Source organism: Enterobacter cloacae complex sp. 394F7, assembly GCF_057320385.1.
This window is the reverse complement of the sequence record NZ_JBXWCS010000003.1, coordinates 58,751-74,956: the sequence shown is the minus strand read 5'-3', so window position 1 is coordinate 74,956 and position 16,206 is coordinate 58,751. Positions and strand designations below refer to the sequence as shown.

The window sequence follows — 16,206 nt, the reverse complement described above, 5'->3', positions numbered from 1 at the left end:
AGGTTCCTGACGTGGTCTGTATTTCTAATGAAGGAAGCCGGCTATGCATTATCACCGTATCCCCCACAGCGCTCTGGAAATAAGCCAACTGGGGTTGGGCACGATGACATTTGGTGAACAAAACAGCGAAGCCGATGCCCATGCACAACTCGATTATGCCGTCAGCCAGGGCATTAACCTGATTGATGTTGCAGAGATGTACCCTGTACCGCCTCGTCCGGAAACGCAGGGGCTTACCGAAACCTACGTCGGCAACTGGCTCGCCAAACGCGGGAATCGCGAAAAGCTGGTTGTTGCGTCAAAAGTCAGCGGCCCCGCACGCAACAACGATGCCGGGATCCGTCCAAACCAGATCCTCGATCGCAAAAATATCCGCGCCGCGCTGGATGCCAGCCTGAAGCGCCTGCAAACCGACTATCTCGATCTCTATCAGGTTCACTGGCCGCAGCGCCCCACCAACTGCTTTGGAAAGCTGGGCTATAGGTGGAATGAGAGCGCCCCGGCCGTTACGCTACTGGAAACGCTGGAAGCCCTGGCCGAATGCCAGCGAGCGGGAAAAATCCGCTACATCGGTGTCTCTAACGAAACGGCCTTTGGCGTGATGCGCTATCTGCACCTGGCGGACAAACATGACCTGCCCCGCATCGTCACCATCCAGAACCCATACAGCCTGCTCAACCGCAGCTATGAAGTGGGTCTGGCCGAAGTGACGCAATACGAAGAGGTGGAATTGCTCGCCTATTCATGTCTGGGCTTTGGTACGTTGACAGGGAAATACCTTAACGGCGCGAAACCTGCCGGAGCACGTAACACCTTGTTCAGCCGCTTTACCCGCTACAGCGGTGAGCAGACACAAAAAGCCGTGGCGGCCTATGTGGATATCGCGAAACGTCACGGTCTTGATCCGGCTCAGATGGCTCTGGCCTTCGTGCGTCGTCAGCCGTTTGTTGCCTGCACTCTGCTGGGCGCAACGACCATGGAACAGCTGAAAACGAATATCGAGAGTTTCCATCTGATTCTGAGTGAAGAGGTATTAGCAGAGATTGAAGCGGTGCATCAGGTATACACCTATCCGGCACCGTGATAAAAGCAAACGGCAACCTGGTTGCCGTTTTTAGGGTTTGCCCCCTCTCCCGTGGGAGAGGGCTGTGGTGAGGGCGTCAGGCCGCACTTATCAACGGCGACGCTGCCAGAGCCATAATCCGGCAATCGCCAGCGCAAACAGCGCGCCGAATCCTACGCCAATCCCCACCACCGGCACACCGACTTTAACGGCCAGCGAATAGAGCCCCAGCATTAACAGCATCGCCAGGTTTTCACCGAGGTTTTGCACCGCAATGGCATTCCCTGCGCCAACGGTCTGCTTGCCGCGCTCCTGCAACAGCGCATTGAGCGGCACAACGAAAAAGCCCCCCAGAATACCAATCAGGACAAGCAGCGCGTAGGCGGGTAGCAAGGCGTGTTGCAGCGAGAAGATAAGCACCACCACGCCAATCAGGATCCCCGCAGGCATGCAGCGCGCAACGGTCTCAAGCGTCACCAGCTTCGCCGCCGCGCCAGCCCCAACGACAATCCCAATCGCCACCATTGCGTTAAGATAAGTCGGTGTCGCATTGTCAGTAATCCCCAGCGCCACCGGCACCCACAGCACCAGCAGAAAACGCAGCGTGACGCCTGCGCCCCAGAACATGCTGGTGCCCATCAGGGAGAAGCGCGTCTCACCGTTACGCCACAGTACGCGGCAGGCGTTGAAGAAACTGCCTGTCATAGGCGTAAAGCGCCAGGATTGCCCCGGGCGAGCCACCGGCAGTTTTGGAATAAACAGGTTGGCTACCACCGCCCCGCCATACACCACTGCACACACGCTCAACGCCGCCAGCACATGCCAGTCCGCCAGCACGCCCCCTGCGACAGAGCCGAGCAGGATCGCCGCAATGGTAGAGGACTCCATCAGCCCGTTGGCTTTCACCAGCTTATCGCCGGTCGTGAGTTCCCCCAGGATGCCATACTTCGCCGGGGAGTACGCCGCTGCGCCAATGCCCACCAGCGTGTAGCCGATAAACGGGTTGATACCAAAACAAATACTGGCGGCACCCAGCAGTTTCAGGCCGTTCGCAAACATCATCACCCGGCCTTTCGGGAAGCTGTCCGCCACCTGTCCGACAAACGGAGCGAAAATAATGTAAGCACCCACAAACACCATCTGCAGGATGGGCTGGCTCCAGTCCGGATAAAACTCGGCCTTCAGCAATGCCAGGGTGGCAAACAGTAACGCATTGTCACCGAAGGCAGAGAGAAACTGGGCGGCAATGACCGCCATCATGCCCTTCGACCAGAGGGAAGTGTTAGTGTGTACTGACTCACGCATTTTGCTGTTCCGCCTCGTCAACCATGCCCTTCAGGGTCACGAAATCAGGCTTCCCGCTGCCCAGCACCGGAAGCTGCTTCAGGTAACGAATATCGCGCGGTACCGCCAGCTCAGGAATGCCATGTTCACGCGCATGCTGTAGCAACCGGTCGCGTTTCAGTTCGCTGTCGGTGGTGAACAACACCAGCGCTTCGCCTTTGCTGGCATCGCTCTTCACAACCGTAGCATGCAGCTTGTCAGCGGATACCGCTGTCGCCAGTTGCTCAACCATCTCCAGCGAGACCATCTCACCCGCAATTTTGGCGAAGCGTTTAGCCCGGCCCTGGATCTGCACGAAGCCCTGTTCATCGAAACGGACAATATCTCCGGTGTCATACCAGCCCGTCTCACTCTCGCCATTGACGTTTTCCGCCGTCGGCACTTCCAGCACGCCCGGATTTTCCACGCGCAGATAACCGTTCATCACGTTTGGCCCCTTAAGTTGCAGACGGCCACCGTCCTCAATGCCTGGTACCGCCAGCAGACGCGCATCCATTCCCGGCAAAATACGGCCCACCGTCCCCGGCTTCGCCGCCATCGGCACGTTGATCGAGACCACCGGCGCGCATTCGGTAACGCCATAGCCTTCAAGAATGCGCAGACCAAACTTGTCCTGCCAAATCTGGCGCGTGCTCTCCTGCAGTTTTTCCGCCCCGGCCACCACATAGCGCACGCGGTAAAAGTCATACGGATTGGCAAAGCGCGCGTAATTACCGAGGAAGGTTGAGGTGCCAAACAGCACGGTGCAGTTACGGTCATACACCAGCTCCGGCACAATGCGATAATGGAGCGGGCTTGGGTAAAGGAACACTTCGGCACCGGTCAACAGCGGGGTAAAAAGCCCCACCGTCAGGCCAAAGGAGTGGAACAGCGGCAGCGCCGACATGAACCGGTCATTGGCGGTAAAGTCAGCAATACTTTTAATCTGCTCCACGTTTGCCAGAATGCTCTTGTGACTGTGAACCACACCTTTCGGGTTTCCCTCTGAGCCAGAGGTAAAGAGGATAATGGCGTCATCTTCCGGCTGCTGTTTGACCTGGGCCAGACGCGGCATCAGCAGATGAGCGAAAATCCACAGCTTGTCACCCGTCGTCACATCCGCTTTCAGATCTTCCAGGAAGACCCAGCGTACCTGCGTCAGCTGCTCCGGCAGGTGCCACAGCTTGCCTTTATCGAGGAACTGGCGCGAGGTGAAAACGGTATTGATTTGAGCCGCGGTGATGGCGCTGGTCAGCCCTTTTACGCCCGCCGTGTAGTTCATCATCGCCGGGATACGGCCCCGGGAAACTGCGCCAAAAATCACCGCCGCGCTGATCCCGGCGTTAGGCAGCATCAGGCCAATCTTCTCGCCTTTCTGGCTATATTTCTCAAGTATACGTCCCACGAACAGGGTTTTGGTCAGCAGCTTGCGATAGGTGTCCGGAGTGAAGTTAATGTCTTCAATGCAGTTTTTCTTCGCGCCATAGCGGTACTGCGCCGACAGCAGAGATTCATAGAGCGTTTCGCGCGGGCGGACGGCCATCCGCGCTTCCATCATGATCTGGTGCAGCATTTCACCGGCGATTTTACGGCGGTCACGCGCACGCGGCGCGTCGGGCATCGGTAATGAGGTTGGCGGCAGAATATGCAGGGTAATTTTCGGGAACAGGCGCTGCTTCACTAACCCTTTCAGACGACTGAAATGGGTGAGCTCCGCCCCTTCAATACGCAGTGGCACAACGGTCGCTTTTGACTTCGCCGCCACAAACCCTGCCCCGTCGTAGATTTTCATCAGCGAGCCGGTGACCGAGATCCGCCCTTCCGGGAAAATCACCACCGGACGTCCCTGCTCAACCAGACGTACCAGATGTTTAATCATCATCGGTTTTGTCGGGTCGAGCGGCACAAAATCAATCAGCGGGGTGAGCCAGCGCATGTACCACTGCTGACTAATAGAGGTATAGACCGCAAACACCGGGCGCACAGGCAGAAACAGCGCCAGCAGGATGCCGTCGATAAAGGAAACATGGTTTGGTGTGATAAGCACGCGCTCGCCGCGGAGCGCCGTTGCATCGCCCGTTAAACGGACGCGAAAGAGGATACGGAACAGTGTGCGAAAGAACCCAAAAAGCATCTCAACTCCCTTTGCCAGCCAGTGTGAAGGGTTAGTAAATGGTGGCAGATTACACGAGAAGTGGTACAGGAGCGACAGCAAAAATAGAGGCGAAAAAAAACCTGCGCATCCGCGCAGGTTGGTGCAAGAGATGAGTACGAAACCGTACTAAGAAATCTCACCAATCAATACCTCTGGGATCTCAACTTTATCAATGTCGTCTTCTTTCCCGCTATCGGACAATCGCAACAGCCTGAGGCAAAGTGTAACTAAAGGTTCAGATTGACATTATTCCGACATGTCTGGCCGTGTAACGATTACACCGCCGGGGTTGTGCTGCGTCACGTTTGTGGAGAGGGAAAGTGCGTCCCCCTTGAATGCACGGCGCTTTTCCGCAACACTTATTGGCGTGTAAACGCTTACCCCCACTAAGAAGGTAATGAATGGCGACAATAAAGGATGTGGCCCGTCTGGCAGGTGTTTCCGTCGCGACCGTGTCGCGCGTGATCAACGACTCCCCAAAAGCCAGTGACGCATCACGCCAGGCGGTGCAAAACGCCATGGAATCTCTGAACTACCATCCTAATGCTAACGCCCGTGCGCTCGCTCAACAGTCAACCGAAACCATTGGACTGGTTGTGGGTGATGTCTCTGACCCCTTTTTCGGCGCCATGGTGAAAGCGGTTGAGCAGGTTTCTTATCAGACCGGGAATTTTTTGCTGATCGGCAATGGCTATCATAATGAACAAAAAGAACGCCAGGCTATCGAGCAACTGATCCGCCACCGCTGCGCGGCGCTGGTTGTCCATGCCAAAATGATCCCCGACGCCGAACTCATTCATCTGATGAAGCAGATCCCCGGCATGGTGATCATCAACCGGATTATTCCCGGGTTTGAGAAACGCTGCGTGGCGCTCGACGACCGCTACGGTGCCTGGCTTGCCACCCGCCATCTGATTCAACAGGGTCACACCCGCATTGGTTATCTCTGCTCAAACCACCCGATTTCCGACGCTGAAGATCGCCTGCAGGGGTATTACGATGCCCTGCGTGAAAACGGCCTGCCGTGCAATGACCGGCTGGTGGCCTACGGTGAACCCGACGAAAGCGGCGGCGAACAGGCGATGACCGAGCTGTTAGGACGTGGAAGGAACTTCACCGCTGTCGCCAGCTATAACGACTCAATGGCAGCCGGTGCAATGGGGGTGTTAAATGACAACGGGATTGAGGTGCCGGGAGAAATTTCCCTCATTGGCTTCGATGATGTGCTGGTCTCCCGCTACGTACGCCCTCGACTGACCACCGTCCGCTACCCGATTATCACAATGGCCACGCAGGCCGCCGAGCTGGCGTTAGCACTTGCCGAGCAGCGTCAGCCACCGGAAATCACCCACCTGTTTAGTCCAACGTTAGTGCGCCGTCACTCTGTTGGGGCACCCGCCGAAGCCCCGGACGAATAGCGATAGAGATGTACCGTTTTATCCGGGTACTCCAGCGCATCGCCGATATACTGCCAGCCGTAACGTTCGTAGAAGTCACGGCAGGCAGACCAGAGATGCAACGTGTCATACCCGGCCTGTGCGGCATAGTGGATAACATGCTTTTGCAGCAGCCCCGCCAGCCCCTTGCCTCGCGCCGCATCATCCACATACAGGGCTGCCAGCCAGGGGCAAAGATCCTGTCGGGTGATCAGATCGCAGCGCCAGAGCCCCACGGTGCCCACAAGCTGTTCGTTCTCCAGGGCAATAAAAGTCAGCGGTAATGCGCCCGGCGTCTGGCTGTGCTCAACAATACTGTGGAAAAACGCCCGGGGCAGGCCGTCGCCAAAGGCCTGCCAGATCCAGTCGGTCACCTGCTCCGCATACTGCGGTGCGGCGTACAGCGGCAGAATAGTCATACCAGCTTACCCTGGAAAATAGGCACAGATTCAAAGAGATAGCCGTCAAAGTCCGGCGCGTCTTCGTCTGAGAGTTCAAGTAAGCTTTTTTTCACGTTTTCCAGATGCTGGAACATTGCCTGCCAGGCGCCCATGACGTCACGGCGGCGCAGCGCGGCCAGGATGGTTTGCCGGTCACCCAGCCATTTCAGGCGGTACGCGCGGCTGGCGATGTGGCCATTAAACTGCTGCCAAAGCGGACTGCTGTCCATGTGATGCCAGATACTCTCCACCGTCGCCAGCAGCATCTGATTTTGCGTCGCGCCCGCCAGGACCAGATGGAACATCTTATTGTTGTCCTGACTATTATCGTCGGCGGCAATCGCGCGTTGCTCCTGCTCGATAATACGGCGCAGATTGTCGATGTCTGCACGGGTCGCCATTTTGGCGGCAAACGCGGCAATATTGCTTTCGAGGAGCTGACGGGCCTGTAAAATCTCAAACGGCCCCACGTCGCTATTGAGAAAACGCTCTTCTTCGTTTTCATGCTCTTCGGGGATGCGCATCACATAAACACCGGAGCCCTGGCGTATATCCACCGTGCCCTGCAACTCCAGCATCAGTAAGGCCTCACGCACGATGGTGCGGCTTACGCCGTACTTCTCGGCAATATTGCGCTCAGGAGGAAGACGCGAACCAACGGGATAGTGCCCCTGGATAATCTGCGCCCGTAAATCCTCGCCAATTTCCTGGTACTGTTTTTTTTCCGGCAGGATGACAGCCTTATCCACGTTTTCACCTGTTTTTTCAGTTAATGCGCAGACCGGGCGTCCTCCCGGCCAGTTTGTGCGCTATTTTACCAGAACCGGCATGCTTTTCGCCTACTTCCATTCATCATCAACCTGAAGCGTGAGCCTCCGCGTATCGCGTAGCTGCCGGAACCAGGAGGCTGATTTTTTTGCACGTCTGGCACGCTGGTTATCCAGATCGATCTCAATCAACCCGTAGCGGTTTTTAAACGCGTTCATCGGCGAGACGTTGTCGGTAAATGCCCACAGCATATAGCCATGGCAGTTCGCCCCCTCCTCCCGCGCCAGCAGCGTGTAGTAGAGGTGCTCGCTGATGAAATCGATGCGGTAAGTGTCGTCGATAATCCCATCGCGATTGCGAAATTGCGCTTCGTTTTCCACTCCCATTCCGCTTTCCGCCACGAACCAGTCGATATTGCGATAGTCTTTTTTAATCCGCATCGCCATGTCGTAAATAATGCGCGGGTAGATCTCCCAGCCGCGGGAGCGGTTCATGCGCCGCCCCGGCAGTTCAAACGGCTCGTAGTAGTATGCCGGGTGGAATGGCGTGTCCGGGTGCCAGGCGCGGGAAGGTGCCTTCACACGGTGCGGGTAGTAGAGGTTAATCCCCAGTTCGTCGACGGTGTTATCCGCAATCAGCGCCAGCTCGTCCGCGGTGTACTCCCACTCAACCTGATGCTGCTCCAGCAGGGTAAAAAGCTCTGCGGGATAGCGCCCGTGCACCAGGGGGTCGAGGAAGAGACGGTTGTAGAACAGATCGTACATCTCAGCGGCCCGCAGGTCATGCGGTGCGCGGGAACGGGGATAGGTCACCTCCGGGTTGAGAATACAGCCCACAGAACCGCGATGGCCTTTCTCGCGAAACAGCTTCACCACCTTTGCCGTCGCCAGCACCTTATGGTGATTCCACTGCATCCACGTGCCGGTGTTCTGCTCATACGGCCAACGCAGCGCGTCCAGATAGACGCGGGTCTGGACGACAATCGGCTCGTTGAAGGTAAACCAGCGGGTCACTTTACCGTGGTAGCGAGCAAAGACCTTTTCCGCATAGCGGACAAACAGCTCAACCACATGCTTTGACGCCCAGCCGCCGTAGGTATCCAGCAGCACGCCCGGCAGTTCGTAATGTTCGAGGCAGATCATCGGCTCAATGCCCTGACGGTGCATCTCATCGAACAGCGCGTCGTAGTAGGCAGCGTACTCTTCATCCACCGTCGCGTTTTCGTAGTCGGTTAAAAAGCGTGACCAGTTGATCGAGGTGCGGTAGTGCGTTAGCCCCGCCTGCTTCATCAGGGCCACATCCTCGCGAAAACGGTTGATAAAATCGGTCGCCACCGCCGGGCCATAGCCGTTGTGCCAGACGTGACGGTCATTCTTGTACCAGAGATCGATCCATGAATCCTGCCCCGGCTTTTTACCGCTCCAGCCTTCGGTCTGCCAGGCCGATGCGGCCGCGCCGAGAATAAAATCCTGCGGTATGGCTATCTGTTTTGTGCTCATCGCATCCTCACGGGTTGTCAGTGGCCTGCTGCAGCGCGGCCTGCTCTGCGCGGCGTGAAGCGATTTTCACAAACGGCAGATAGATAATCACCGCCGTCACAATGCAGATGAGCTGGGTGATCACCGCCCCCATCGAACCTGCCGTAGAGAGCCAGGCGTTGATCAGCGGCGGCGTCGTCCACGGCACCATCACCACCGCTTTACCGGCAAATCCGGTCACGGTGGCGAAGTAGCCGATGGAGCCCGTCACCAGTGGAGTGATAATGAAGGGAATGGCGAGGATCGGGTTAAGCATGATTGGCATACCGAAGATCACCGGCTCGTTGATATTAAAAATCCCCGGGCCAATGGAAAGCTTGGCGATCTCTTTCATCTCTTTGCGTTTGGTGGCAATCATCACCGCGATCAGCAGGCCGATAGTCAGGCCCGAACCGCCGATGCTCATATATACATCCCAGAACGGCATGGTGATGATGTTCGGCACCTCTTTACCCTGCTCAAACGCACTCATGTTGACGGTGATCGCCCCCAGCAGCAGCGGCTCGCGGATCGGCTTGATCATCTGGTTGCCGTGGATACCAATCACCCAGAAAAGCTGTGCAACGAACATCAGCAGCAGGATCCCAGGCAGACTTTGCACCACCCGCTCCAGCGGCTGTTGCACCACCTGATACACCGCGTCGTAGAGATACATCCCGGTGATCTGATGAAACACAAACCCCAGCGTGGCAATGGCAGTGGTGGTAATAATCGCCGGGATCAGCGCGGAGAACGACGCGGCCACGTTAGGCGGCACGGTGTCCGGCATTCGGATCTTCAGCCCCGGGCGGTTCTCCAGCCAGCAGTAGATTTCAACGGACAGAATGGCGATAAACATGCCGAGGAACAGGCTGCGGGTATCTGAGAACTGGCGCAGCAGCACATCTTTCACCACGTGCATTTCGCCATCCACCAGCATCTCCACGGTGGTGGGCGTCACGCAAATAAAGCAGATCACCGCCAGCAACCCCGGGAAAAGGGATTTGATACCGTTGATGCGCCCCAGCTCAATGCCAATCAGGAATACCGCGCCAATGTTGAGGAAGTTCAGCGTGGCGTAATTCAGCGCGCTGGTGATCGGCTTTAGCGCGGCGAGGAACGACAGCGACGAGAAGCTCGCCAGGCCGTTTTTCGGATCCAGCACCATATTGGAGATCAGCACAGAGAACGCCCCAACGATGATGACCGGCATTAATGTAATGAAGGCTGACTTGATCGCCATGATATAGCGATAACTGTTGAATTTAGTGGCGAAACTGCCCAGAGCGTCGATCAGTTTTTCCTGCAATGCCATAGGGTATTACCTCAGTAAAAGGGCTTTTATTGAATAAGGTGTACAGCCGGATACTATTGGCATACCAAAAATAGCTTTATGAGGGTAATGGTTCTGTGATTAAGCTCTCAACACCACCAGCGGTATTCTAGATCGTGATTTATGACCAATTTGGTATACCAATTGCAGCAATTTCTTCGGTTCTGACAGATCGTTACTGAAAAGCGTGATCGTGATGGGCGTTTTGCCCTTCCCGCGTCGCTTATGCGCCGGATGGTCTGTGTTAAACTGCAGATCGTTACGTGGAATCAGGAATGTCTAATGGCAACAATGCTGGATGTCTCACTGCGCGCAGGTGTATCAAAAGCCACGGTATCGCGCGTGCTGAACGGCACAGGTCAGGTCAAAGAGAGCACGCGTCAGCAGGTGTTCGCGGCAATGGAAGAGCTGGGGTATCGCCCGAATTTTCTCGCGCGTTCGCTGGCTAACCAGACCAGCAACAGCATTGGTCTGGTGGTCTCGACCTTCGATGGCTTTTACTTTGGCCGCCTCCTTCAGCAGGCCTCCCGGCAGACCGAAACGCACGGGAAGCAGCTGATCGTCACCGATGGTCATGACGCGCCGGAACAGGAAGAACAGGCGGTACAGATGCTGGCCGATCGCAAGTGTGACGCCATTGTGCTCTACACGCGGTACATGAGCGAAAAAGCGATCATGAAGTTGATCCACTCCGTGCAAACCCCGCTGGTGGTCATCAACCGGGAAGTCAGCCAGGCTCCCGATCGCTGCGTCTTCTTCGAACAGCAGGATGCCGCCTTTAAGGCCGTGGATTACCTGATAAACCAGGGCCACCGGGAGATCGCCTGTATTACCGTCCCTATCCACACCCCTACCGGTAAAGCCCGCCTGATGGGCTACCGTAAGGCGCTGGAAAAGCACGGCATTCGTCTGGATGAGCGGCGGATTAAGTACGGCGATGCGGGCATGACGCGGGGGTATGAGTTGTGCAGGGAGTTGATTGCCGACGGTGTGCCGTTTAGCGCCCTGTTTGCCTGTAACGATGATATGGCGCTGGGAGCGTCCAAAGCCTTGCACCAGGCAGGGCTGAAGATCCCGCAGGATATTTCACTGTTTGGCTTTGACGATGCGCCCAGCGCAAAATGGCTCGAGCCTGCGCTCTCATCGGTCTATCTGCCGATAGATAATATGATTGTCACGGCCATCGACCAGGCGATCCGGCTGGCAAAAAACCAGCCGGTAGAAGCGATCCCGCCGTTTACCGGTACGCTGGTACTACGCGACTCGGTAACCACGGGGCCATATTTTACTCAGACGAGTTCCAGCGCCAGCAATTCCTGAATGGTCTGGCGGCGACGGATCAGCCGCGCCTTGCCGTTATCAAACAGCACTTCCGGCAGCAGCGGGCGGCTATTGTAGTTAGAAGACATCGACGCCCCATAAGCGCCGGTATCGTGCAGCACCAGATAATCCCCGGGTTTCACCTCCGGCAGCGCGCGGGTTTCTACTTTACCCCCTTCCTGCTGGGTAAAGACATCGCCCGATTCACACAGCGGGCCTGCGACAACCGTATCAATACGTGGGGCGTCGGTTAAATCGCGTCCATCGGCGGCGAGCGCTGAAATATGGTGGTAGCTGCCATACATGGACGGACGCATCAGGTCATTAAAGCCCGCATCAATCAGCACGAAGTGGCGCGATCCCATCTCTTTCACGCTACGCACCTGAGCAACCAGCACGCCAGATTCCGCCACCAGGAAACGACCCGGTTCAATTTCGAGCTTCACCGGATGCCCCACATGCGCGGCCACTTTGTCGCGGGCGGCGCTCCACAGGCCGTAATAGTGATCGGTATCGATCGCCTCTTCCCCTTCACGATAAGGAATCGAAAGGCCGCCACCGGCGGAGATCGCCTCCAGATCCTGCCCAAAGTCGATAACCTGACGCACCATCGCGCCGCACACCTGTTCCAGGTGACCGTAATCCACGCCCGAACCAATGTGCATATGAATGCCCACCAGCTTCAGGTTGTAACGCTGTAATACCTCCAGGGCGGCGGGCATATCGGCATACCAGATGCCGTGTTTACTGTTTTCACCGCCAGTGTTGGTTTTCTGGCTGTGACCATGGCCAAAACCGGGGTTCACACGTAGCCAGACGCGGTGGCCGGGGGAAACCTGTCCAAGCTGTTCCAGCATATCCACAGACCCGGCATTAACCGGGATCTGCAGTTCATGCACGCGGGCAAGCGTCGCGTCGTCGATCAGATCCGCAGTAAAGACAATTGCGTCAGGATCGGTTTTAGGATCGAAGCCAGCCGCCAGCGCGCGCTCGATTTCACCCAGCGACACGGAGTCAACCTTCACGCCCTGCTCGCGCATCAGGCGCAGGATATGGATATTGGAGCACGCCTTCTGGGCAAAACGCACCACGTCAAACTGATGCAGCGCAGCAATCTTCTCGCGAACGATTTGCGCATCGTACACCCATACCGGGCAGCCAAACTCGGCAGGCAGGCGCAGCAGGTTATCGGCATTTAAATCGGTGTCAGTCTGGTTAAGCGGGCGTGGCATGGTCTTCTCCGGGTGGTCATCTTTTTTATGATTACGCCACAGCAGAAAGAGAATAAAAAATATCGTTTTATCGCGAGTCTATGCAAAAATGATATGGACAGTCCTTCGCTTTCAGGTGCCCTATGCCCGCCGTCAACTTACGCCATATTGAGATTTTTCACGCCGTGATGACCGCCGGCAACCTCACCGAAGCCGCGCAGATGCTGCACACCTCGCAGCCTACGGTAAGCCGCGAGCTGGCACGGTTCGAGAAAGTGCTGGGACTGAAACTGTTTGAACGCACCCGGGGCCGGCTGTACCCAACGGTACAAGGGCTGCGTCTGTTCGAGGAAGTGCAGCGCTCGTGGTATGGGCTGGACAGAATTGTCAGTGCGGCGGAAAGCCTGCGCGAGTTTCGTCAGGGCGAACTGTCGATTGTCTGCCTGCCCGTCTTTTCACAATCCTTTTTACCGACGCTGCTGCAGCCTTTTCTGGCCCGCTATCCGGAGGTCAGTCTCACTATCGTGCCGCAGGAATCTCCGCTGCTGGAAGAGTGGCTTTCAGCGCAGCGTCACGACCTGGGGTTAACCGAAACCCTCACCACCCCTGCAGGTACGGAGCGCACGGAACTGCTCACGCTGGATGAGGTTTGCGTGCTTCCTGCCGGGCACCGGCTTGCCAGTAAAGCAATGCTGACCCCCGCTGATTTCCACGGGGAAAATTACATTAGCCTGTCGCAGACCGACAGCTATCGACAGCTGCTGGACACGCTGTTTGCCGAACATCAGGTAAAACGCCGGATGGTAGTAGAAACGCACAGCGCGGCCTCAATATGCGCGATGGTACGTGCCGGGGTAGGCGTAGCCGTGGTTAACCCGCTTACAGCGCTGGACTACGCCGGGAGCGAGATTGTGATTCGCCCGTTTAGCCTCTCCGTCCCGTTTACCGTCAGCCTGATCCGCCCCCTGCATCGCCCGGCGTCGGCACTGGTTGACGCCTTTACCGGGCATTTGATTGAGCATGCGCGTCAGGTGGCGCTTCGCTTACCTGACCGGCAAAATCCGTTATGACAGCATAAACTCAACGGCATCGGCAGCGTGAATGGCGGCAGTGTCGAATACCGGGATCGGGCTTCGCTCAGCCGGTACCAGCAGGCCGATCTCGGTACAGCCGAAGATCACCCCTTCAGCCCCCTGCCGGGCAAGTTGTTCAATCACGCTGACGTAATACGCCCGGGAAGACTCACTGAAGGTGCCGAGGCAAAGCTCATCAAAAATAATCTTATTAATGCGCGCCCGGTCGGCATCATCCGGGATCAGGCTTTCGATACCGAACTCACCGCTCAACCGGCCACGGTAAAAATCCTGCTCCATGGTGTAGCGCGTTCCCAGCAGCGCCACGCGACGCATCCCCGCCGCGCCAATCGCGCGCCCGGTCGCATCCGCAATATGCAAAAACGGCAGCGGGCAACGCGCTTCAATGTGCGAAGCGACTTTATGCATCGTGTTGGTACAGAGCAAAATCCCTTCGGCACCGGCACGCTGAAGTCCGAGTGCCGCCTGCGCCAGTATCTCTCCGGCTTTGTCCCATTCACCGCTCGACTGGCACGCTTCAATCTCATGGAAATCCACGCTGTGCAGCAGCAGACTGGCAGAATGCAGTCCCCCGAGGCGCTGCTTCACCCCTTCATTAATTAAACGATAGTAGGGAATGGTCGATTCCCAGCTCATGCCACCCAGCAGGCCGATTGTTTTCATTATCCCTCCTTCTTTGTTTATCTCAGTGAAGCAAACTTGTGATCGCGTTTCCAGTTCTTTGTCGCGCCGTTTCTTTTTAAAAAGAGGTGATATAAATTAAATGAAACAATATTTCATTTTATGATGAGGGAAGGCATGTTTATTTTCCACAACGAGACCACGCTTGACGATCTGGGTAACGGCGTAACCCGTCGGATCCTGGCCCATAGCGGTAAGATGATGGCGGTTGAAGTGAATTTCGCCCAGGGCGCGATTGGCCCGTTGCATAGCCATCCGCATGAACAGCTAACCTATGTGCTGTCCGGTGAGTTCGAATTCACCATTGGTGAAGAGAAGCATATCGTCAGGGCCGGCGATACGCTCTACAAAGCGCCGCATGTCATGCACGGCTGCGTATGTCTTCAACCCGGCACCCTGCTGGATACCTTTACCCCCGTACGGGAAGATTTTTTGCAATAAAAAAGGGCGCTGATTTCAGCGCCCTTTGTCTCTGCGTCAGTTATTCCGCTACCGGCTCTGGCAGCGGGTTACGGCTAAGCATCGCTTCACGAAGCAGCACGCTACCGCAGGCGAACAGCCCACCCAGGATCCCCGCCAGCATGACAATCAGCGCTTTCCCCGGGCCATCTTTTTTCACCGGCATGGAAGGTGAAAGCTGATACTTGAAGGGTTCCAGTTTAACGTCTTCAACGGAGAGTTTTTTCAGCTGCGCCAGATAATATTCACGGTTCTGGAAGTCTGCATTCAGCTCAGACACATCCTTAAGATTTTTCTCAATCTGCAATTTCTGCGCGATACCGTCAGCGCCCAGGGCAACGGAGTAATCCGGATCGTCTTTTACGGCCTGTCCGTTGCTGTAGACAGGTTTCTTAATACCCGCCGCGTTAGCCACTTCCAGCGAATAGTTAAGACGCTGCAGATTGGTGTTGTGAATATTGGTCAGACGCACCCGATCCAGATCCAGCTGCTGCTCTACCACCTTCGTTTTCAGGGCGAGCTGGTTACGGATATTCAGCATGATCTCTTGCTCGACAATCGCGGCAATATACTTGATATACCCTTCCAGAACGGTTTGCGCATCTCCCGCCGTGGGGGCGGTGAAGCTGAGCGTCCAGGAGACGTAAGGCGCTTTATCCGCGTCTTTTACCTGAGTGTTATCAATCGCTTTCATCTTCTCAGAGATATTGACCACCGCACGATGCAGCTCCAGCGGATCCACGTTTGTCCCCTCAAGCTGTGACATAACGTAAGGGGAGGATTTCATATACTCTTCAAGCAATGACTGCGACTGAAACTTTTTGATAAACAGTCCAAACACTTCATCACGGGACACTTTTACGTCCACATCCAGAACCTGGAGTGCCACCATCATCTGGCGCAGCGGGTTCCACTGCGTCTGTTCGGCAGGCGTGATCACCGCTTTACTGGTCCATTTCTGCGGCAGTAAAAAGGCAATCGCCAGTCCGGCCAGCGCAAACGCGAACGCAATTGCGATGATGCGTTTTTTGGCGGCAAGCAGGATGTCTAACAGCCCCAAAAGGTCGATTTCTTTAGTGCTGACAGCCGGGGTGGCATAAGAAGGAAAATCGAGGTCCGTGTTTTTTTTGAAATCCATCGCTGACATAGACGTTCTTCTGTTAAGAGTGCAGGTAATTTCTGCCTCGTGAGTTCAAGTGGTCCGATGATACAAGAAAGTAAGAATAATCTGAACGCGATATTGATCTATCTGTGTACTGGCTATCAAAGTTGGTAGTTAGTACCTTTCCGGTATTATTGTTATTAATCATCCGCTTTTCTTTCTGCTTACATGCAAGACCTGCCTTGATCGCCAGAAATAGCGGCAAAATGCCACCCTCCTCACTTTATTGAAACAGCGTTTCGAT

14 protein-coding genes are annotated in these 16,206 nt (G+C 55.9%); 5 read left to right on the top strand and 9 right to left on the bottom strand.

Annotated elements, in window-relative coordinates:
* Positions 1-43: 43 nt before the first annotated feature.
* A complete protein-coding gene (locus AC2FAK_RS05230) occupies positions 44-1,084 on the top strand; it encodes an NADP(H)-dependent aldo-keto reductase (protein WP_095454967.1) in 1,041 nt (346 codons plus the stop codon).
* Between the two features lie 90 nt (positions 1,085-1,174).
* Here AC2FAK_RS05230 and lplT read toward each other — a convergent pair whose 3' ends face one another.
* Positions 1,175-2,368 carry a lysophospholipid transporter LplT gene (lplT, locus tag AC2FAK_RS05225; RefSeq protein WP_038983856.1) on the bottom strand — a complete coding sequence of 398 codons (1,194 nt, stop codon included), beginning with the start codon at positions 2,366-2,368 and terminating at the stop codon, positions 1,175-1,177.
* A complete protein-coding gene (gene aas, locus AC2FAK_RS05220; RefSeq protein ID WP_038420521.1) occupies positions 2,361-4,520 on the bottom strand; it encodes a bifunctional acyl-ACP--phospholipid O-acyltransferase/long-chain-fatty-acid--ACP ligase in 2,160 nt (719 codons plus the stop codon). The genes lplT and aas overlap by 8 nt, the downstream gene beginning before the upstream one ends.
* Before the next feature lie 422 nt (positions 4,521-4,942).
* On the opposite strand from aas, the gene galR reads away from it, so the two are divergent.
* Entirely contained in the window at positions 4,943-5,959 is a 1,017-nt protein-coding gene (gene galR / locus AC2FAK_RS05215) for an HTH-type transcriptional regulator GalR (protein WP_013098559.1), read from the top strand.
* Here galR and AC2FAK_RS05210 read toward each other — a convergent pair.
* The 4 genes from AC2FAK_RS05210 to AC2FAK_RS05195 form a co-directional block, all read right to left on the bottom strand.
* Positions 5,920-6,396, bottom strand: a complete 477-nt coding sequence (locus tag AC2FAK_RS05210) for a GNAT family N-acetyltransferase (RefSeq protein ID WP_040021659.1) — start codon at positions 6,394-6,396, stop codon at positions 5,920-5,922. The genes galR and AC2FAK_RS05210 overlap by 40 nt on opposite strands.
* Complete coding sequence (locus AC2FAK_RS05205; RefSeq protein WP_013098561.1) at positions 6,393-7,166, bottom strand: GntR family transcriptional regulator; 774 nt, start codon at positions 7,164-7,166, stop codon at positions 6,393-6,395. The genes AC2FAK_RS05210 and AC2FAK_RS05205 overlap by 4 nt, the downstream gene beginning before the upstream one ends.
* 90 nt (positions 7,167-7,256) lie before the next feature.
* On the bottom strand, positions 7,257-8,684 hold the full coding sequence (locus AC2FAK_RS05200; RefSeq protein ID WP_094084733.1) for a glycoside hydrolase family 1 protein: 1,428 nt from the start codon (positions 8,682-8,684) through the stop codon (positions 7,257-7,259).
* 7 nt (positions 8,685-8,691) lie between these two features.
* On the bottom strand, positions 8,692-10,017 hold the full coding sequence (locus AC2FAK_RS05195) for a PTS sugar transporter subunit IIC (protein WP_013098563.1): 1,326 nt from the start codon (positions 10,015-10,017) through the stop codon (positions 8,692-8,694).
* Between the two features lie 300 nt (positions 10,018-10,317).
* On the opposite strand from AC2FAK_RS05195, the gene AC2FAK_RS05190 reads away from it, so the two are divergent.
* Positions 10,318-11,355: a LacI family DNA-binding transcriptional regulator gene (locus AC2FAK_RS05190; RefSeq protein WP_013098564.1), complete on the top strand. Its 1,038-nt coding sequence runs from the start codon at positions 10,318-10,320 to the stop codon at positions 11,353-11,355.
* On the opposite strand, the gene lysA is transcribed toward AC2FAK_RS05190, so the two are convergent.
* A complete protein-coding gene (gene lysA, locus AC2FAK_RS05185) occupies positions 11,325-12,587 on the bottom strand; it encodes a diaminopimelate decarboxylase (RefSeq protein WP_040021662.1) in 1,263 nt (420 codons plus the stop codon). The two genes, AC2FAK_RS05190 and lysA, sit on opposite strands and share 31 nt — an antisense overlap.
* Positions 12,588-12,709: 122 nt before the next feature.
* On the opposite strand from lysA, the gene AC2FAK_RS05180 reads away from it, so the two are divergent.
* On the top strand, positions 12,710-13,636 hold the full coding sequence (locus AC2FAK_RS05180; protein ID WP_095454966.1) for a LysR family transcriptional regulator: 927 nt from the start codon (positions 12,710-12,712) through the stop codon (positions 13,634-13,636).
* Here AC2FAK_RS05180 and AC2FAK_RS05175 read toward each other — a convergent pair.
* Positions 13,631-14,323: an aspartate/glutamate racemase gene (locus tag AC2FAK_RS05175; RefSeq protein ID WP_095454965.1), complete on the bottom strand. Its 693-nt coding sequence runs from the start codon at positions 14,321-14,323 to the stop codon at positions 13,631-13,633. The genes AC2FAK_RS05180 and AC2FAK_RS05175 overlap by 6 nt on opposite strands.
* A 135-nt stretch (positions 14,324-14,458) precedes the next feature.
* On the opposite strand from AC2FAK_RS05175, the gene AC2FAK_RS05170 reads away from it, so the two are divergent.
* Positions 14,459-14,782 carry a cupin domain-containing protein gene (locus tag AC2FAK_RS05170; RefSeq protein ID WP_095454964.1) on the top strand — a complete coding sequence of 108 codons (324 nt, stop codon included), beginning with the start codon at positions 14,459-14,461 and terminating at the stop codon, positions 14,780-14,782.
* A gap of 40 nt (positions 14,783-14,822) precedes the next feature.
* On the opposite strand, the gene wzz(fepE) is transcribed toward AC2FAK_RS05170, so the two are convergent.
* Positions 14,823-15,947, bottom strand: coding sequence for an LPS O-antigen length regulator Wzz(fepE) (gene wzz(fepE) / locus AC2FAK_RS05165; protein ID WP_013098569.1), 1,125 nt, complete (start codon positions 15,945-15,947; stop codon positions 14,823-14,825).
* Positions 15,948-16,206: the final 259 nt, after the last annotated feature.